Below are 15938 nucleotides of genomic sequence, written 5' to 3'. Positions count from 1 at the left end.
TGGCACGTTCGGCTGGTGATCCAGGCGCCTACTGGTGTACTATCGACACCGCCGAACGGAGGGTTGCATCCATGCCCCGATGGTTGTTGCTTGTCGTCATGACCGTCTTCGCCAACGGCGTTGCGCGCGCGGACGAAGATGCATTCCTGAAAACACTCGGCGGCAACTGGTCAGGCACCGGAACGGTCCGCATCCGAACCAACATGTCGCCGGTCAATGTCACCTGCAGCTTCAATTCCGAAGCGACCGGCCTTGCCCTTTCCATGGAGGGCGTTTGTCGCGGCATGCTCGTGATCTCGCGATCCGTCGATGCGCAATTGCGCTACACCGGCTCGGCCTATAGCGGCTCCTATCTCGGTCCGCGCGGCGGTCGTGCCGGCCTCAACGGCAACCGAAGCGGCGACGCCATCAATCTCACCATTCGCTGGGCCAAGGAGGTCAATGGCGACCGTCGTGCCGACCTGACCTTGCGCAAGATCGGTACCGACGGCATGCAACTGACGACGATCGACGTCGATCCGGCCTCGGGCAAGAGGGTTGTAACGAGCGAAATCAACCTCAAGCGACGATAGCCCGGGATATCCGCCCGCTTCGAGAGCGGATATCCCCCTGTTCGCTCAAGCAGCAACAGCCGTGCGGGCGTCGTAATCCGTCGTCCACTGCAGCGACGGGCGCTGAGCGCAGCGCTCGACCCAGGCTTTCACGACCGCGCTGTCGGGCGTGGCGGCGGGATACCAGGCAAAGGGCGAGTGCAGCAGCAGATCGATCGCCGTATAGCGGTCACCCATCAGATAGGGGCTGTCCTTCAAGGCATCTTCCAGACGCTTCGCCATCTCGGAGGGGCCGCGGAAAGTAAAGTCGAAATAGTGATGGGAAAGCCCGGTTGCCTGCATGATCAGAACCGGCTCGACGACGCCGGCATACCACCCAAGCCAGCTCAGATAACGGCCGCGCTGTGGATCACCGGCGACCGGCGCCATGTTCTTCTCCGGGAAGAGATCGGTCAAATACTGAATGATCGCAATGCTCTCCCAGATCACCACGCCATCATGCACGAGCACCGGCACCTTGCCTTCCGGATGCGGGTTCCTCGGGTCCTTTCTGCCACTGCCGTCACCGCGGGTGATGTCGACGATCTCGATGTCCACCTTGTCGATAGCGTCGAGTTCGCGAAGCAGCGAGATGATGCGCGACGAGCGCGAGCGCGGGGCGTGAAAGAGCGTCAGCATGATGAGGTTCCTCGGTTGCGTTTGGCAATGTGGACCTTATACAGTCGCCCAACTGCCAGTTTTCGTCAGTAGGCTTCGTCTAACTTTCAGCCATGGCCCGTAGTGATCGTCTGTTCCGCCTGCTGCAGGCGCTTCGCACTCTCCCTCCTCCGGTGACGGCCGCCCGCCTCGCCGAAGAGACCGGAGTGTCGCTGCGCTCGCTCTACCGGGACATAGACAGCCTGCGTGCCGCCGGCGCCGTCATCGATGGCGAGCGCGGCTTCGGCTATCGGCTGACGGAGGACATCGCCTTGCCGCCACAAACTTTCACGCGCCTGGAAATCGAGGCGCTGGTGCTCGGCCTTGCCGAGGTGCAGCACATGGGTGAGCCGGAACTCGCGGCCGCGGCGGGCGCGGTGCTTTCGAAGATAACGGCGACATTGCCCGATCGGTTGCAGCGCCAGGCGCTGCATGCCGCTTCACAGGTCTATCGCTTCGAGCGCCGGGATCCACCGGTCGCCGATGTCGGCCTTCTGCGCGAAGCCTGCTGGCAGGAGCGTGCGGTCGTCATCGGTTATGTGGACGCGGGACAGCAGCGGACCGACCGAAAGGTTCTGCCGCTCGCGATCGTCTATCTGGAGCGGGTGCTGGTGCTGCTCGCCTGGTGTGGCCTGCGTCAGGACTTCCGCAAGTTCCGCGTCGACCGCATCGCCGATATCAGAATGACGGACGAGAGTTTCCGTCCGCGCCGGGTCCCAATGCTCAGGGATTTCGTCGCCTATCTGAACGCCGGCGCACCCGAAACGTCGAAGATGACCTTGAGCGGCCAATAGCCAAAACGACGACGCGGCCCGTGTTGCCACGGACCGCGTTCGGACTGCTTCTTGCAGTCATGCCTTGGGAGGCAACCTTATTCGGCCGGCTGCAGCGCGGGCTGCGGAAGGCCTGCAGGCGCGCGACCGCCGAGCGTCGCAGCCATCTGCGCCTCGTCCAGTTCGCCTTCCCACTTCGCAACGACGATCGTGGCGACCGCATTGCCGACGAAGTTGGTGAGCGCGCGGCATTCCGACATGAAGCGGTCGATGCCGAGGATCAGCGCCATGCCGGCAACCGGTACGGCCGGGACGACCGAAAGCGTCGCAGCCAGTGTGATGAAGCCTGCCCCGGTAATGCCCGCAGCGCCCTTGGAGCTCAGCATCGCAACGAGCAGCAGCAGCACCTGGTCGCCGAGCGACAGGGGGATATCCATCGCCTGGGCGATGAAGAGCGCGGCCAGCGTCATGTAGATGTTGGTGCCGTCGAGGTTGAAGGAGTAGCCCGTCGGGATGACGAGACCGACGACCGAGCGCTTGCAGCCGGCCTTTTCCATCTTGCTCATGAGGCCAGGAAGAGCGGCTTCCGACGAGGAGGTGCCGAGCACCAGCAGCAGCTCTTCCTTGATGTAGCGGATCAGCGCGATGATCGAGAAGCCGTTGTAGCGGGCGACGGCGCCGAGAACCAGGAACACGAAGAGGAACGAAGTGAGGTAGAACGTGCCGATCAGCATCGCCAGGTTGGCGATCGAGCCGACGCCGTATTTGCCGATGGTGAAAGCCATGGCGCCGAAGGCGCCGATCGGAGCGGCCTTCATCAGGATGCCGACGAGCTTGAAGACCGGCAGCGTCAGCGCATGCAGGAAGTCTACGACCGGCTCGGCCTTCTGGCCGACCATGGCGAGCGCCAGACCGAAGAGCACGGAAATGAACAGCACCTGCAGGATGTCGCCATCGGCAAAGGCGCCGACCAGCGTCGTCGGGATGATGTTCATCAGGAAGCCGGTGATCGTCTGCTCATGGGCCTTCTCGGCATAGGTCGTCACAGCCTTGACGTCGAGCGAGGCGGGATCGATGTGCATGCCGGCGCCGGGCTGCACGACATTGGCGACAATCAGGCCGATGACCAGGGCCAGGGTCGAGAAGGTCAGGAAGTAGATCATCGCCTTGCCGGCGACGCGACCGACCTTGGCAAGATCGGTCATGCCGGCAATCCCGGTCGCCACCGTCAGGAAGATGACCGGCGCGATGATCATCTTGACGAGGCGGATGAAGGCGTCGCCGAGCGGCTTAAGCTCGGTGCCGAGCGAAGGATAGAAATGGCCGAGCAGGATGCCCGCGGCGATCGCCGCCAGAACCTGGACATAGAGATGGCGATAGAAAGGTGTCTTGCCGCGCGGTTCCGCGGATTGGTCGATAATCATGAGATCCTCCACTGGACCCAGTCCGGCGTCATGCCGGGCCTCCCGGGTCAATTTCCGATGCGCGACAGCTCGGGCTGTCATGAGGATGTCATCTGCAACGGGCGTGCCAGTTCTCCGGAACAGTAGACAAGCCATTGAATCCATGAGGATGTTTGTGCGCGTGGCGCGACACGCACAAAGAGTTGAGCGGATTTCCGCACAGATGGTCTGGAAGCCTGAGCGAAAAAATGCACAATCAGGCCATGTTCAATGCCCTATCCGCGCCCCTCAACCTGGCAGATCTCGACCAGTCCATGCGCCGTACCTGGCTTGCCTTTGCCGGCCTCGCTCTGGCGCTGCTCGTCGCCGGCCTTCTGTTCGCCGGCGAATACGGGCGCAACCAGGCGCTCGATATGGTCGACGCCCAAAGCCGGATCGATGCCAATCTGAAGGCCTCGCTGTTGCGCGCCGTGCTCGAACGCCAACGCTCGACGCCGCTGGTGCTGGCCGACGACGTCGAGGTGAAGGCCGCCCTTTCGACCCGCGACGGCCAGGCGCTGCAACGGCTGAACGAGAAGCTGCAGGCGCTTGCGGCCAACACGGATGCCGCCGTCATCTACGTGATCGACCCCGACGGTGTGGCCGTCGCCGCCAGCAACTGGCGCGAGCCAACGAGCTTTGTCGGCAACGACTACGCTTTCCGCGAATATTTCCGCATGGCGATGCGCGACGGCAAGGCCGAGCATTTCGCGATGGGCACGGTCAGCAAGCGGCCGGGCCTCTACATTTCGCGTCGGGTCCAGGGTCCTGACGGCCCGATTGGCGTTGTCGTCGCCAAGCTCGAGTTCGACGATGTGGAGGCCGAATGGCTCGCCTCCGGCAAGCCCGTCTATGTCACAGACCGGCGCGGCATCGTGCTGATCACCAGCTTCCCCTCTTGGCGGTTCATGACGACGAGAACCATTCCGCGCGATCGCGTCGCCGCCATCCGCGACAGCCTGCAATTCGGCGATGCCTCGCTGCTGCCGCTGCCCTTCCGCGACATCGAGCCGACAAGCGACGGCTCCAGCGAATTGCGCGCGCTGTTGCCGGGCGACAGCGAGCAGCGGTTCCTGCGGGTTGAAACCATGGTTCCGACCACGAGTTGGCGGCTCGAACAGCTGGCACCGCTCGATGGCGCGATCTCCGCGGCAACCCGCGAGGCCCGGCTGATCGCGCTCGCCGTCCTCGTGCCGCTGCTGGCGCTCGCCGCTTTCCTTCTGCGCCGACGCCAGGCCCTGAAGCTGGTCGCAGCGCGGGAGCGCGTCGCCCGCGACGAACTGGAGCGGCGCGTGGCAGAACGAACGCAGGACCTCAGCCTCGCTCGCGATCATCTCGAAACGGAGATCGCCGACCACAGGCGCACCGGTGAGAAACTCCAGGCGGTGCAGCAGGAACTGGTTCAGGCGAACCGGCTGGCGATCCTCGGCCAGGTGGCGGCCGGCGTTGCCCACGAAATCAACCAGCCAGTTGCCACCATCCGCGCCTATGCCGACAATGCCCGTACCTTCCTCGACCGTGGCCAGCAGCAAACGGCGGTGGAGAACCTCGCCAGCATCGCCGAACTCACCGAACGGGTCGGCGCTATCACCGACGAGCTGCGCAGCTTTGCCCGCAAGGGCCGCTTCGTCGCCGAGCCGACCCCCATGCGCGAGGTGATCGAGGGTGCGCTGATGCTGCTGCGCAGCCGGTTTGCCGGCCGCATGGATGCGATCGTCATCGACCTGCCGGAAAACGGGCTCAGCGTTTACGGCAGCCGCATCCGCCTCGAACAAGTGCTGATCAATCTGCTGCAAAATGCGCTGGAAGCGCTGGGTACGCGCGGCGATGCCGAGATCCGCGTGCACTGCGCGGACGACCCCTCTGGCACCGTTTCGCTTGTTGTCGCCGACAACGGCCCCGGCATTCCCCAGCATATCCGCGAGGACCTGTTCACCCCGTTCAACACCTCCAAGGACGAAGGGCTCGGCCTCGGACTTGCCATCTCCAAGGAGATCGTTGCCGATTATGGCGGCGAGATCACCGTCGAAACCAGCGACAAGGGCACCGTCTTCACGGTTCGCCTGAAGAGGGCCTGAGCGATGCAGCCGACCGTCTATCTCGTCGACGACGACAACCACCTGCGCAAGGCGATGACGCAGACACTGGAACTCGCCGGCCTCACCGTCGCCCCGTTCGCCAGCGCCGTCGAGGCGTTGAAGACGCTCGACGCGAATTTCGACGGCATCGTCGTCAGCGATATCCGCATGCCGGGCATCGACGGCCTGGCCTTCTTCCGCCGCATCGAAGCCTTCGACGCGGACCTGCCGGTGATCCTGGTGACCGGCCATGGCGATATCCCGATGGCGGTGCAGGCTTTGCAGGACGGCGTCTACGACTTCATCCCAAAACCCTTTGCCGCCGACCGGCTGGTACAGAGCGTGCGCCGTGCGCTTGAAAAGCGGCGGCTCGTCATGGAGAACCGCGCGCTGAAACGAGCCGCGGAGACAGCCGGAGACAGCCTGCCGCTGATCGGCCAGACCCCGGTCATGGAACGGTTGCGCCAGACGATCCGGCATATTGCCGATACCGATGTGGACGTGCTCGTCGCCGGTGAAACCGGCAGCGGCAAGGAGGTGGTGGCGACGCTGCTTCACAATTGGAGCCGGCGCCGTAACGGCAATTTCGTGGCGCTCAACTGCGGTGCCTTGCCGGAAACGGTAATCGAAAGCGAACTCTTCGGCCACGAACAGGGCGCCTTTACCGGCGCGTTGAAGAAGCGCATCGGCCGGATAGAACATGCGAGCGGCGGTACGCTGTTTCTCGACGAGATCGAGGCGATGCCGCCGGCAACGCAGGTGAAGATGCTGCGTGTTTTGGAAGCGCGCGAGATCACGCCACTCGGCACCAACCAGGTGCGACCGGTCGATATCCGCGTCATCGCTGCCGCCAAGATCGATCTCGGCAATCCGGCTGAGCGCGGCGATTTCCGCGAAGATCTCTACTTCAGATTGAACGTTGTGACGCTATCGATCCCTCCTCTGCGCGAACGCCGCGACGATATCCCGCTGCTGTTCTCGCACTTCCTGACCCGGGCAGCCGAGCGCTTCAGGCGCGACGTACCCATGATCTCGCCGGTGGTGCAACAGCACCTGATGACCCATGCCTGGCCCGGCAACGTGCGCGAACTCTCGCACTTTGCCGAACGCGTGGCGCTCGGCGTCGAGGGCCCACTCGGACAGCCGGTTGCCCCCGCCCAACAGCCCGGATTTGCGCTGCCGGAGCGGCTCGAACGCTATGAGGCGGAAATCCTGAAGGAGGCACTGCGCGCCCAACGCGGCGACGTCAAGGCGACGATCGAGGCGCTCGGCATTCCGCGCAAGACCTTTTACGACAAGCTCCAGCGCCACGGCATCAACCGTTCCGACTACGCCGAGCGGGCAGCGCCGGAAAAGGCCGACCGCTAGCACCAAACTCACTTCCGCAAGCACACGTATTGGGTGCATCTTCATCGACAGGCGAATTCACGCTTGACGTCCCGGGCCGATCGATGGCTATGATCTAGGCATTCACCAGGGGGGTCCCGCAAGGGGCTGAGATTCTGCTGGATGGCCGGCTTGCCGGCTGTGGCGCAGTGACCCGTTGAACCTGATCCAGTTCATACTGGCGTAGGGACGGTGCAGATATCGAAGCCAGGATTCCGTGCGTCCAGCATCTGGCGGAGCGTCTTTCATCCTTCCGGCATCAGAACTGGGTCTCCAATTGCAAACTTGGAGCCTCGTCATGAATATTGCCACAAAACCCGCAGCCCTCTCGGTCACGCAAGGACCGCTTCCTGCCTCCCGGAAAGTCCACAAATCAGGCATCCTCCACCCGGATATCCGCGTGCCGATGCGCGAGATCGCGTTGCATCCGACGTCCGGCGAACCGCCAGTCACGGTCTATGATTCCTCCGGCGCCTATACCGCCGACGATGCCGAAATCAGCATCGAGGCAGGGCTGCCGCGGCTCCGCCGCAACTGGATCGTCGACCGCGGCGATGTGGAAACCTATGAAGGCCGCACCGTCCGGCCCGAGGACAACGGCTTTGTGAGCGGCGACCGGCTGACGCCGACCTTCCCGTTCCAGCACGCGCCGCTGAAAGCCACGGCTGGCCGAGCTGTAACGCAGCTTGCCTACGCCCGCGCCGGCATCATCACGCCCGAGATGGAATTCGTGGCGATCCGCGAAAACCTCGGTCGCGACACGGCGCGTGCGAAGGTCCGTGACGGCGAGAGCTTCGGCGCCCACGTACCCGACCATGTGACGCCCGAATTCGTGCGCCAGGAAATCGCCAGCGGCCGCGCGATCCTGCCCGCCAACATCAACCATCCGGAATCCGAACCGATGATCATCGGACGGAACTTTCTGGTGAAGATCAACGCCAATATCGGTAACTCCGCCGTCACCTCGTCGATGGCCGAAGAGGTCGAAAAGATGGTCTGGGCGACCCGCTGGGGCGCAGACACAGTGATGGACCTTTCGACCGGCCGCAACATCCACAACATCCGCGAATGGATCATCCGCAACTCGCCGGTTCCGATCGGCACCGTGCCGCTCTACCAGGCTCTGGAAAAGGTCAACGGTATCGCCGAGAATCTCACCTGGGAGGTCTATCGCGACACGCTGATCGAGCAGGCCGAACAGGGCGTCGACTATTTCACCATCCATGCCGGCGTCCGCCTGCACTACATCCCGCTTACCGTCGATCGCGTCACCGGCATCGTTTCGCGCGGCGGCTCGATCATGGCCAAGTGGTGCCTTCATCACCACCGCGAAAGCTTCCTCTACGAGCATTTCGAAGAAATCTGCGACATCTGCCGTGCCTATGACGTCTCCTTCTCGCTCGGCGACGGCCTGCGCCCGGGCTCGATTGCCGACGCCAACGACGCCGCGCAGTTCGCCGAACTGGAAACGCTGGGCGAACTCACCAAGATCGCCTGGGCCAAGGATTGTCAGGTGATGATCGAGGGCCCCGGTCACGTGCCGATGCACAAGATCAAGGAGAACATGGACAAGCAGCTCGCCGTCTGTGGCGAAGCGCCGTTCTACACGCTCGGACCGCTGACGACGGACATCGCACCGGGCTACGACCACATCACCTCGGGCATCGGCGCGGCGATGATCGGCTGGTTCGGCACCGCCATGCTCTGCTACGTCACGCCGAAGGAGCATCTCGGCCTCCCCGACCGCAACGACGTCAAGGTGGGCGTCATCACGTACAAGATCGCCGCCCATGCCGCAGATCTCGCCAAGGGCCATCCGGCCGCTCAGGTGCGCGACGACGCCCTGTCGCGCGCCCGCTTCGAGTTCCGCTGGGAGGACCAGTTCAACCTCTCGCTCGACCCGGAGACGGCCCGCAACTTCCACGACGAAACGCTGCCGAAGGAGGCGCACAAGGTCGCGCACTTCTGCTCCATGTGCGGCCCGAAATTCTGCTCCATGCGGATCTCGCACGACATCCGGGCCGAGGCGCAGAAGGGAGGGCTGGAGGCAATGGCGGCGAAGTACCGCGAAGGCGGCGACCTCTACATGCCGCTGGAAGGGGCGACTGGCGCAGCCGAGTAGACGGCAAAGACACGCTGAAGGGGCCAGTCACGGCCCCTTCAGTTCGTGCAGGACTTCCGTCCCGCGCCCCGGAAGGGGAAGCGGTGATCGCCAACGGCCTCATCCTCCGTCATGTTCGGAGGGGCGAGCGCGCGCCATCCGCTCGATCCCATCGAGGAGCGCGCTCGCATCAGCAAAAGGTCATGCGGCTCCGTATGTCCGCGCGGATTGTGGCCGACGCCATCGCGGCGGGGTAGGAAGTTCGCCGCTGTCGGGGCGATGCGGGCAATCCTGTGGGCGTCGCGGCCGCCATAGGCCCCGCACCTTGCGCACCACTTCGCCTGGCACCCGAACAACTTGCCCCCGCATCGATTGAGCGGTATGCAAAGCTCGCGCAAAAGTCGCTGTCGGCGAAATTCATTCGCGATGAGTTGCCGTCCTCTGCCGCGCAGAAGGTCTTGCAGAACGGCGCAAGAACGCCGTTCGCACAAGGAGTAAAGACTTGAGGTCACGCCTGCTGAGACTGACGGCTCTGACGATCGGAGCCCTTGCACTCGCCGGTGACCTCCCGTGCGACGGGCGTTTTGCCGACGGCCTTTCCTGGATTTCCGTAGCCCATGCGGAGGACACCGAGGCCGGCGGCGGGAATGGTGAAAATGGCACGGGCGGCGGCGACCAAGGTGGCGAAAACGTCGAGGGTGGCGGAAGCAACGGTACAGCGGGTGGCGGCGATTGGGGCTCCGGCGATGGTAGTGGCGTGGGCGAAGTGCCCGGCGGGACCGGCGCAGGTGGCGGAGGCGGCGTCATAGACGACAGCGGCCTGACTGGCGGAAATAGCGAGCGCCACTCATCCTCTACGCGCGACGGGCGGGATTACGGACCTACCGGCAGCGTATGGCACGGCGGCAGCAGTTTCCTCAACCTTTTCCGCCGGACACCGGAAGAGCCTGCCGAGGAGAGCGGGCCAGAGTCTTCCACCGGACAGAAGAGCGATGCAGGATCCCGCAAAAGCGCAGGTCACACGAAAAGAGAGCCTTGAAGGGATGCCTGCTTCGTCGCGCCGCAGGATGACGTGCGCTGCTTATCGCGGACGCACGAACGTCTGTGTCTGGATGCTCAGGCCAAGCCCGGGCATGACGGGGTAGAGGGAGGCGCGATGTTGACCCGTTCAATCAACGAACGCGCAACGTCCCTGTCACCCCTCTAGCGACCACTCACCATCCGCTCGACCACATCCAGCAGCACGTTGGCGCCGGCGACGAGCTCATCCGGCTCCGTGTGTTCACGCGGATTGTGGCTGATGCCGTCGCGGCTCGGAACGAAGATCATTGCCGTCGGCGCGATGCGAGCGATCATCTGGGCATCATGGCCGGCACCCGAGGTCATGCGCCGGCTCTTGAGGCCGCGCGCCTTCGCCGAAGATTCGATCGCCGCGACGATGCCCTGATCGAAGGCCACCGGCTGGAAGCGTGCAAGCCGCTCGACGGAGATCGTCACCCCCTCTTCCGCGCCGATACGGACAAGGAAGTCCGCAAGCGCCGTTTCGAGCGCCTGCAACCGTTCCTCGTCCGGATCGCGCAGATCGACGGTGAAGGTGGCACGCGACGGGATGACGTTGATCGCGTCGGGCTCGAAACGCATGGTGCCGATGGTCGCGACACTCGGTGCGTTCGAGCGGGTGATATGCTCACGCAGGAAGAGGCCGACCCGGGCGGCGGCGAGGCCGGCGTCGTTGCGCATCGCCATCGGTGTGGTCCCGGCGTGGTTGGCGACGCCATCGATCGTCACGCGCTGCCAGGAGATGCCCTGCAGGTTTTCGACGGCACCAATCGCCATGCCCTCGCGCTCCAGCACCGGCCCTTGCTCGATATGAAGCTCGACATAGGCATGGGGCTCGAGGAAACCCGGCTCGACATTGCCGGCATAGCCAATCCGCTCGAGTTCCTCGCCGAGCAACGAGCCATCCGTGCCGATGGTCGCGAGCGCCGTCTCCAGCGGCAGGCCGCCGACATAGGCGAGCGAGCCGAGCATGTCGGGCGCAAAACGCACGCCCTCCTCGTTGGTAAAGGCGGCAACGGCGATCGGCCGGGCGGGCGCTGCGCCGCGCTCCTTCAACGTCTCGATCACTTCGAGCGCTGCAAGCACGCCGTAGCATCCGTCATAGATGCCGGCATTGATAACCGTATCAATGTGCGAGCCGAGCATGATCGGCGCTTCCCCGGCATTGCCCCCATCGCGCCAGATGCCGAAGATGTTGCCGACACGGTCGACCGCAACGTCGAGTCCTGCCGCCTCGATCCAGGCGACGAGGCGATCTCGACCGGCCTTGTCGTTGTCGGAGCCGGCCAGCCGGGTCAGCCACCCCTCAGCATCGCGACCAATTTCGCCAAGCTCGCGGATGCGCCCGATCAGGCGCGCGGCGTCGATAGAAGGAAATGACATGTTAGTCCTGCTTTCATGCGGATTTTGGTTCATGGCCGGCTTTCGGCCGGCGCCAGTCTCTGGCGGATAATCTCGGCGTGGTAACGCGCGCCGAGGATCAGGGCGTCGTCGTTAAAGTCGTAACGCGGATTGTGCAGCGGCGCCGACGCTTCGCCGTTGCCGATGAAGACGAAGCAGCCCGGCACGTGCTCGAGAAAACGCGCGAAATCCTCCGAGCCGGTCATCGGCTCGGCGGCCGTTGCGACATTCCCGGCGCCGAACACCGCTTCGGCCGCAGCAAAGGCGTGGCCGCTCAAGGCCGGGTCATTGATCAGCGGCACGAACTCGCGCGTATAGTTGACCTCGACCTCGCAGCCATAGGCATCCGCCGTACCCTTGGCGATCACTCGCATCTCCGCTTCGATCTTGGCGCTGACCTCCGGGCGGAAACTGCGGGCATCGCCGAGGATGCGGGCGAGACCGGGCAGCGCGTTGCGCGTGCCGTCGGTCAAAAGCTCGGTGACCGAGACGACACCGATATCCGTCGGCGACAGGCGGCGCGAGACGATCGTCTGCAGATTGACGACGGTGGCGCAGGCGGCGACCAGCGTCTCATTGCCCCAGTGCGGCCGCGCCGCGTGTCCGCCGACGCCTTTCAGCACGATCTCGAAATTGTCCTCCGCCGACATGATCGCACCGACGCGGGTTTCGAAGCGGCCGACCGGCAGCCCCGGCATGTTGTGCAGGCCGTAGATCTCATCAAAAGGAAATCGCTCCATCAGTCCGTCTTCGAGCATCGCAAGCGCGCCCTTGCCCCACTCCTCGGCCGGCTGGAAGATGAAGCACGCGGTACCATCGAAGCCGCCGTCTTCGGCAAGCATCTTGGCGGCGCCGAGCAGCATGGCCGTGTGACCGTCATGGCCACAGGCGTGCATGGTGTCAGGCTTTGTCGAGCGGTAGGGGAGCTCTCCCTGTTCCGGTATCCGCAGCGCATCCATGTCGGCCCGAAGTGCAATGGCGCGGTTGCCGCTGCCACGTTTCAGCCGGCCGACGACACCGGTACCGCCGACACCTTCCACCACCTCGTCGAGCCCGAACTCCCTGAGCTTTGCGGCGACGAAGGATGAGGTGCGCTGTTCCTCGAAGCCGAATTCCGGATGCGCGTGCAGGTCGCGGCGCCAGGCGGTCATGTCCGTTACAAGCCGGTCAAAATCCATTTTCGCCATGGGTCACCTCCTCTCGTTCGATGTGTTCGCGACGGTCTCGGGCGACAAGCCGACGAGCGCGGCATAACGCTCGGGGTCCGTGGCACCCTCGGTATTGATGACGAAGACGCGCGATTGGGCCGTCAATCCCAGCGCCTCCCGCAGCGCCGGGTCACGGGCAACGACCAGCAACCCGGCCAGACCGACGCCGCCGCTTTCGCCGGACACGATCGCCGGGTCAGATCCTGCGGGCCGTGCCAACCGGTTCATCACCGAAACAGCATCCTCTTCGTCGACGGTCATGAAGGCATCGGCGACGCGGGACAGGATACGCCAGGCGACAAGCGACGGCTCGTAGCATTCGAGCATGGCCATGATCGTCGCCTCGCCATGCGCCACCTTGACGGGATGCCCGGCCCTGGCGCTTTCGTAGAGGCAGGCGGCGCGTGCCGGATCGACGACGACGAAACGCGGACGCTCCGCGCCATAACGTAGTGCCAGATGCCCCGCGGTGGCAGCGGCAATGCCGCCGACGCCCGCCTGCACGAACACATGGGTCGGCGGCTCCTCCATCTGCCGCAACGCCTCGCTCAGCAGCGCCGTGTAGCCCTGCATCACCAGGCCGGGAATGTATTCGTAGCCGGGCCATGTCGTGTCCGAGACGACGGTCCAGCCATTTTCATCACAGACCCGCGCCGCCTCGCGAACGGAATCGTCATAGGTCCCAGCGACCCGGACAATCTCGGCGCCATAGGCGGCGATCGCCTCGATGCGAGTCTCGCTGACGCCCGCATGCACGAAGATCACCGATTTGGCGCCGACCAGGCGGGCGCCCATGGCGACCGAGCGCCCGTGATTGCCATCGGTGGCGCAGCCGAAGGTCAGGGCGGCGGCGATCGCCCGAACCTCGGGCCGGTCCAGATCGTCGAGACCGATGCTGCGCTCGAGACGCCGTTCCGCCTCCTCGATCACCAGCCGGATCACTGCGTAGGAGCCACCAAGCGCCTTGAAACTGCCGAGACCCAGGCGGTGACCCTCGTCCTTGACGAAAACGCCGGCAATGTCGAGTTCGTGCGCCAAAGCGGGCAAGGCATGAAGCGGCGTCGGCCGATGGTCGGGGCGCCGGGCAAGCTGCTGCTCGACATTGGCGGCGGCCGTCAGCGACAGCATATCCGCATCCGCGGTCAGCAATGGATGGCCGAAATCGGCGTGGGTATTGGCAAGGAACATGGTGCAATCTCCGTAGGCTGGCGAAAATCTATTTCATCACAGCCGAGAAATGCGCTCTAAATGACCGGCGCAAATGCAAGTTTGTAAAGCTAGTCGATGCGCAGACGCGTGGTGTTCCGCTCGCGGCCGCTGCAAAGGCATGAACAGAAAGGCACCGGATGGCCCCCTCCAAGAGACCAAAGGTCGAACTGGATCGTTTCGACCTCGCGATCCTCGCCATCCTGCAGACGGACAACACGACGCCGCAGCGCCAGATCGGCGAAGCGGTCAATCTCTCGGCGCCCGCCGTCCAGCGGCGGATCAAGCGCATGGAGGAAACCGGCGTCATCCGCGCCAATGTCGCGCTGATCGACCCGGTCAGCGTCAACCAGGCGCTGACGATCCTGGTGGAAGTGGAGGTCGAGAGCGAGCAGATCGCCCTGCTCGATGCGGCGAAGGCGGCCTTCACCGCAGCACGCGAGGTGCAGCAATGCTACTATGTTACCGGCGACGTCGATTTCATGCTCGTCGTCATCGTCCCGACCATGGCCGAATACGAAGCCTTCACGCGGCGCATGTTCTTCGGCAATCCGAACATCAAGCGCTTCCGCACTTTCGTGACCATGGATCCGGTGAAGGTCAGTCTATCGGTACCGATTGAAGCATCACGCTGAGATGCGTGCTTACTTCGCGGCGAGCGCTCTCTTCTCTGCTTCCGCATCGAGCGGCTGCCCGGCTCCAATCGAGGTCAGAAAGGCGTCGACGGTTTCGAGCGACGAGGCGGGCGCGTATCCGTCTCCGCCTCCCGGCTTGGCGACGGTCAGCCGCGTCTGCCAGATCGACGCCTTCCGGCATGCCACGGAGACGAGGGCGGGTTGGCCGGGTTGGGTCAGTTCGTATTCGCGGCAGAGCTGCCCGCCGGCAAGTTCGAATGCCGATACCAGACGCACCGTCCCCTGCCCTTCTCCAACAGCGACTTCTTCGCCTGAAGCTGCCTGGTCGAGGATGGCAGACAGCGCCGGGTCGACAGAGCCAGCCACATGAACGGCACCGGTATCCGCCAGCCCACCACCGCGAAGCAGGTAACCGCCGGCACCACCGACGACAACGAGCAACGAAGCGGCGAGCGCCATCAGAAGCCTTGAGACATTGCGCTGCGGCGATGTTGCCTGATCGGTTGGCCGACGAAACGCCACGACGTTTTCAGCACCGGATGACGGCGTGTCAATGGCGCGCTGGGCGTTCGCCGCCGCCGCAGTGGCAGCCATGGCGCGCACCTTTTGCACCAGCTCGTCCGGCACCGGCTCGGCAAGCACCGGCTTCAACGCTTCGCTAGCGGCCGCCCGCGTCTCCATGAACAGGGCGACGCGCGCCATCAGCTCGTCGTCGCTCTCGAGCGCCGCTTCGACACGGCGCGTCGTCTCCTCGTCGAGCTCGCCATCGGCAAACGCCATCAGGATTTCATCGGTGAATTGCGCGTCGCTCATCTCGTCCCGCCTCTCATATCCTGTGAACGCGCGAGCGGCGGTTCTATTCCCGTTGCCTCGGCGAGATTCTTGCGCGCCCGGGCAAGCCTGCTCATGACGGTGCCGATCGGAATTCCGAGCACCTCGGCCGCCTCCTTGTAGGAAAGCTCCTCTACGCAGGTAAGCAACAGCACCTCCCGCTGTTCGAGCACAAGACCGTCGATCGCGGCGGCCACGCTCTTCAGCGCCATGCGTGCTTCCGCACCGGCCTCGCCGGAGGGAACAGCGAGCTCCGCCTGCGCCTCGATCTCTTCGGTCGGCCCGGCAGTCTTCTGGCGGCGGAGCTGGTCGATCCAGAGGTTGCGCAAGATACGGAACATCCAGGCGTCGAAGCGTGTGCCTTCTTCGAACCGTTCGGAGCCGGCAAGCGCCTTTTCGCAGGCCGCCTGCACCAGATCGTCGGCGACGTCGCGCGAGCGGCAAAGCGAAATGGCGAAGCGGCGCAGGTTCGGCAGGAACGCGACGAGGCGCTCGCCGAAAGCGATGGTCGGATCCGTCATGGGGCGTTCCTTTCGGCGCTGCGCGTCACCCATGGGGGAATAATTTGTTG

General features: G+C 64.4%; 14 protein-coding genes and 1 riboswitch. Of the genes, 7 read left to right on the top strand and 7 right to left on the bottom strand.

The genetic code is table 11. The annotated features are described in order from the left end of the window. Positions 1 to 71 precede the first annotated feature (71 nt). Positions 72 to 572, top strand: coding sequence for a hypothetical protein (locus tag LAC81_RS27680; protein WP_223727891.1), 501 nt, complete (start codon positions 72 to 74; stop codon positions 570 to 572). Between the two features lie 45 nt (positions 573 to 617). Here the strand turns inward: LAC81_RS27680 and LAC81_RS27675 are convergent, their stop codons facing one another. After that, positions 618 to 1229 carry a glutathione S-transferase family protein gene (locus LAC81_RS27675; protein ID WP_223727890.1) on the bottom strand — a complete coding sequence of 204 codons (612 nt, stop codon included), beginning with the start codon at positions 1227 to 1229 and terminating at the stop codon, positions 618 to 620. Between the two features lie 92 nt (positions 1230 to 1321). On the opposite strand from LAC81_RS27675, the gene LAC81_RS27670 reads away from it, so the two are divergent. After that, positions 1322 to 2041, top strand: a complete 720-nt coding sequence (locus LAC81_RS27670) for a helix-turn-helix transcriptional regulator (protein ID WP_223727889.1) — start codon at positions 1322 to 1324, stop codon at positions 2039 to 2041. A 77-nt stretch (positions 2042 to 2118) separates the two neighbouring features. Here LAC81_RS27670 and LAC81_RS27665 read toward each other — a convergent pair whose 3' ends face one another. After that, entirely contained in the window at positions 2119 to 3444 is a 1326-nt protein-coding gene (locus tag LAC81_RS27665; protein WP_113538410.1) for a dicarboxylate/amino acid:cation symporter, read from the bottom strand. A gap of 227 nt (positions 3445 to 3671) precedes the next feature. Between LAC81_RS27665 and LAC81_RS27660 the strand changes: the two genes are divergently transcribed. The 4 genes from LAC81_RS27660 (at position 3672) to LAC81_RS27645 (ending at position 10066) form a co-directional block, all read left to right on the top strand. Further along, on the top strand, positions 3672 to 5540 hold the full coding sequence (locus LAC81_RS27660) for a sensor histidine kinase (protein WP_419195871.1): 1869 nt from the start codon (positions 3672 to 3674) through the stop codon (positions 5538 to 5540). Positions 5541 to 5543: 3 nt separating this feature from the next. After that, complete coding sequence (locus LAC81_RS27655) at positions 5544 to 6908, top strand: sigma-54-dependent transcriptional regulator (protein WP_223727888.1); 1365 nt, start codon at positions 5544 to 5546, stop codon at positions 6906 to 6908. Positions 6909 to 7005: 97 nt separating this feature from the next. After that, a riboswitch (TPP riboswitch) is annotated at positions 7006 to 7134 on the top strand. Between the two features lie 90 nt (positions 7135 to 7224). Next, positions 7225 to 9048, top strand: coding sequence for a phosphomethylpyrimidine synthase ThiC (gene thiC, locus LAC81_RS27650; protein ID WP_223727887.1), 1824 nt, complete (start codon positions 7225 to 7227; stop codon positions 9046 to 9048). Positions 9049 to 9529: 481 nt separating this feature from the next. Continuing rightward, positions 9530 to 10066, top strand: coding sequence for a hypothetical protein (locus LAC81_RS27645; RefSeq protein WP_223730441.1), 537 nt, complete (start codon positions 9530 to 9532; stop codon positions 10064 to 10066). Between the two features lie 164 nt (positions 10067 to 10230). Here the strand turns inward: LAC81_RS27645 and LAC81_RS27640 are convergent, their stop codons facing one another. The 3 genes from LAC81_RS27640 to LAC81_RS27630 are packed head-to-tail and all read right to left on the bottom strand — an operon-like array spanning position 10231 to position 13883. Then, complete coding sequence (locus tag LAC81_RS27640; protein ID WP_223727886.1) at positions 10231 to 11469, bottom strand: Zn-dependent hydrolase; 1239 nt, start codon at positions 11467 to 11469, stop codon at positions 10231 to 10233. 29 nt (positions 11470 to 11498) lie between these two features. Continuing rightward, the gene (locus LAC81_RS27635; RefSeq protein ID WP_223727885.1) at positions 11499 to 12674 is read right to left on the bottom strand and encodes a M20 aminoacylase family protein; all 1176 of its coding nucleotides are present in this window, start codon (positions 12672 to 12674) and stop codon (positions 11499 to 11501) included. Between the two features lie 3 nt (positions 12675 to 12677). Continuing rightward, complete coding sequence (locus LAC81_RS27630) at positions 12678 to 13883, bottom strand: diaminopropionate ammonia-lyase (RefSeq protein ID WP_223727884.1); 1206 nt, start codon at positions 13881 to 13883, stop codon at positions 12678 to 12680. 158 nt (positions 13884 to 14041) lie between these two features. On the opposite strand from LAC81_RS27630, the gene LAC81_RS27625 reads away from it, so the two are divergent. Further along, positions 14042 to 14536, top strand: coding sequence for an Lrp/AsnC family transcriptional regulator (locus LAC81_RS27625; RefSeq protein ID WP_223730307.1), 495 nt, complete (start codon positions 14042 to 14044; stop codon positions 14534 to 14536). Positions 14537 to 14545: 9 nt separating this feature from the next. On the opposite strand, the gene LAC81_RS27620 is transcribed toward LAC81_RS27625, so the two are convergent. Next, positions 14546 to 15349: an anti-sigma factor family protein gene (locus LAC81_RS27620; RefSeq protein WP_223730306.1), complete on the bottom strand. Its 804-nt coding sequence runs from the start codon at positions 15347 to 15349 to the stop codon at positions 14546 to 14548. Continuing rightward, positions 15346 to 15888 carry an RNA polymerase sigma factor gene (locus LAC81_RS27615; RefSeq protein WP_223730305.1) on the bottom strand — a complete coding sequence of 181 codons (543 nt, stop codon included), beginning with the start codon at positions 15886 to 15888 and terminating at the stop codon, positions 15346 to 15348. The genes LAC81_RS27620 and LAC81_RS27615 overlap by 4 nt, the downstream gene beginning before the upstream one ends. Positions 15889 to 15938: the final 50 nt, after the last annotated feature.

This window comes from Ensifer adhaerens (assembly GCF_020035535.1).
Classification (GTDB): domain Bacteria; phylum Pseudomonadota; class Alphaproteobacteria; order Rhizobiales; family Rhizobiaceae; genus Ensifer.
Note: the sequence above shows the minus strand (reverse complement) of the source record. Positions and strands in the feature narration are given on the sequence as shown.

Coding starts and splice junctions, on each gene's coding strand:
- LAC81_RS27680 (WP_223727891.1), top strand. CDS start 72: ATGCCCCGATGGTTGTTGCTTGTCGTCATGACCGTCTTCGCCAACGGC.
- LAC81_RS27675 (WP_223727890.1), bottom strand. CDS start 1,229: ATGCTGACGCTCTTTCACGCCCCGCGCTCGCGCTCGTCGCGCATCATC.
- LAC81_RS27670 (WP_223727889.1), top strand. CDS start 1,322: ATGGCCCGTAGTGATCGTCTGTTCCGCCTGCTGCAGGCGCTTCGCACT.
- LAC81_RS27665 (WP_113538410.1), bottom strand. CDS start 3,444: ATGATTATCGACCAATCCGCGGAACCGCGCGGCAAGACACCTTTCTAT.
- LAC81_RS27660 (WP_419195871.1), top strand. CDS start 3,672: ATGCACAATCAGGCCATGTTCAATGCCCTATCCGCGCCCCTCAACCTG.
- LAC81_RS27655 (WP_223727888.1), top strand. CDS start 5,544: ATGCAGCCGACCGTCTATCTCGTCGACGACGACAACCACCTGCGCAAG.
- thiC (WP_223727887.1), top strand. CDS start 7,225: ATGAATATTGCCACAAAACCCGCAGCCCTCTCGGTCACGCAAGGACCG.
- LAC81_RS27640 (WP_223727886.1), bottom strand. CDS start 11,469: ATGTCATTTCCTTCTATCGACGCCGCGCGCCTGATCGGGCGCATCCGC.
- LAC81_RS27635 (WP_223727885.1), bottom strand. CDS start 12,674: ATGGCGAAAATGGATTTTGACCGGCTTGTAACGGACATGACCGCCTGG.
- LAC81_RS27630 (WP_223727884.1), bottom strand. CDS start 13,883: ATGTTCCTTGCCAATACCCACGCCGATTTCGGCCATCCATTGCTGACC.
- LAC81_RS27625 (WP_223730307.1), top strand. CDS start 14,042: ATGGCCCCCTCCAAGAGACCAAAGGTCGAACTGGATCGTTTCGACCTC.
- LAC81_RS27620 (WP_223730306.1), bottom strand. CDS start 15,349: ATGAGCGACGCGCAATTCACCGATGAAATCCTGATGGCGTTTGCCGAT.
- LAC81_RS27615 (WP_223730305.1), bottom strand. CDS start 15,888: ATGACGGATCCGACCATCGCTTTCGGCGAGCGCCTCGTCGCGTTCCTG.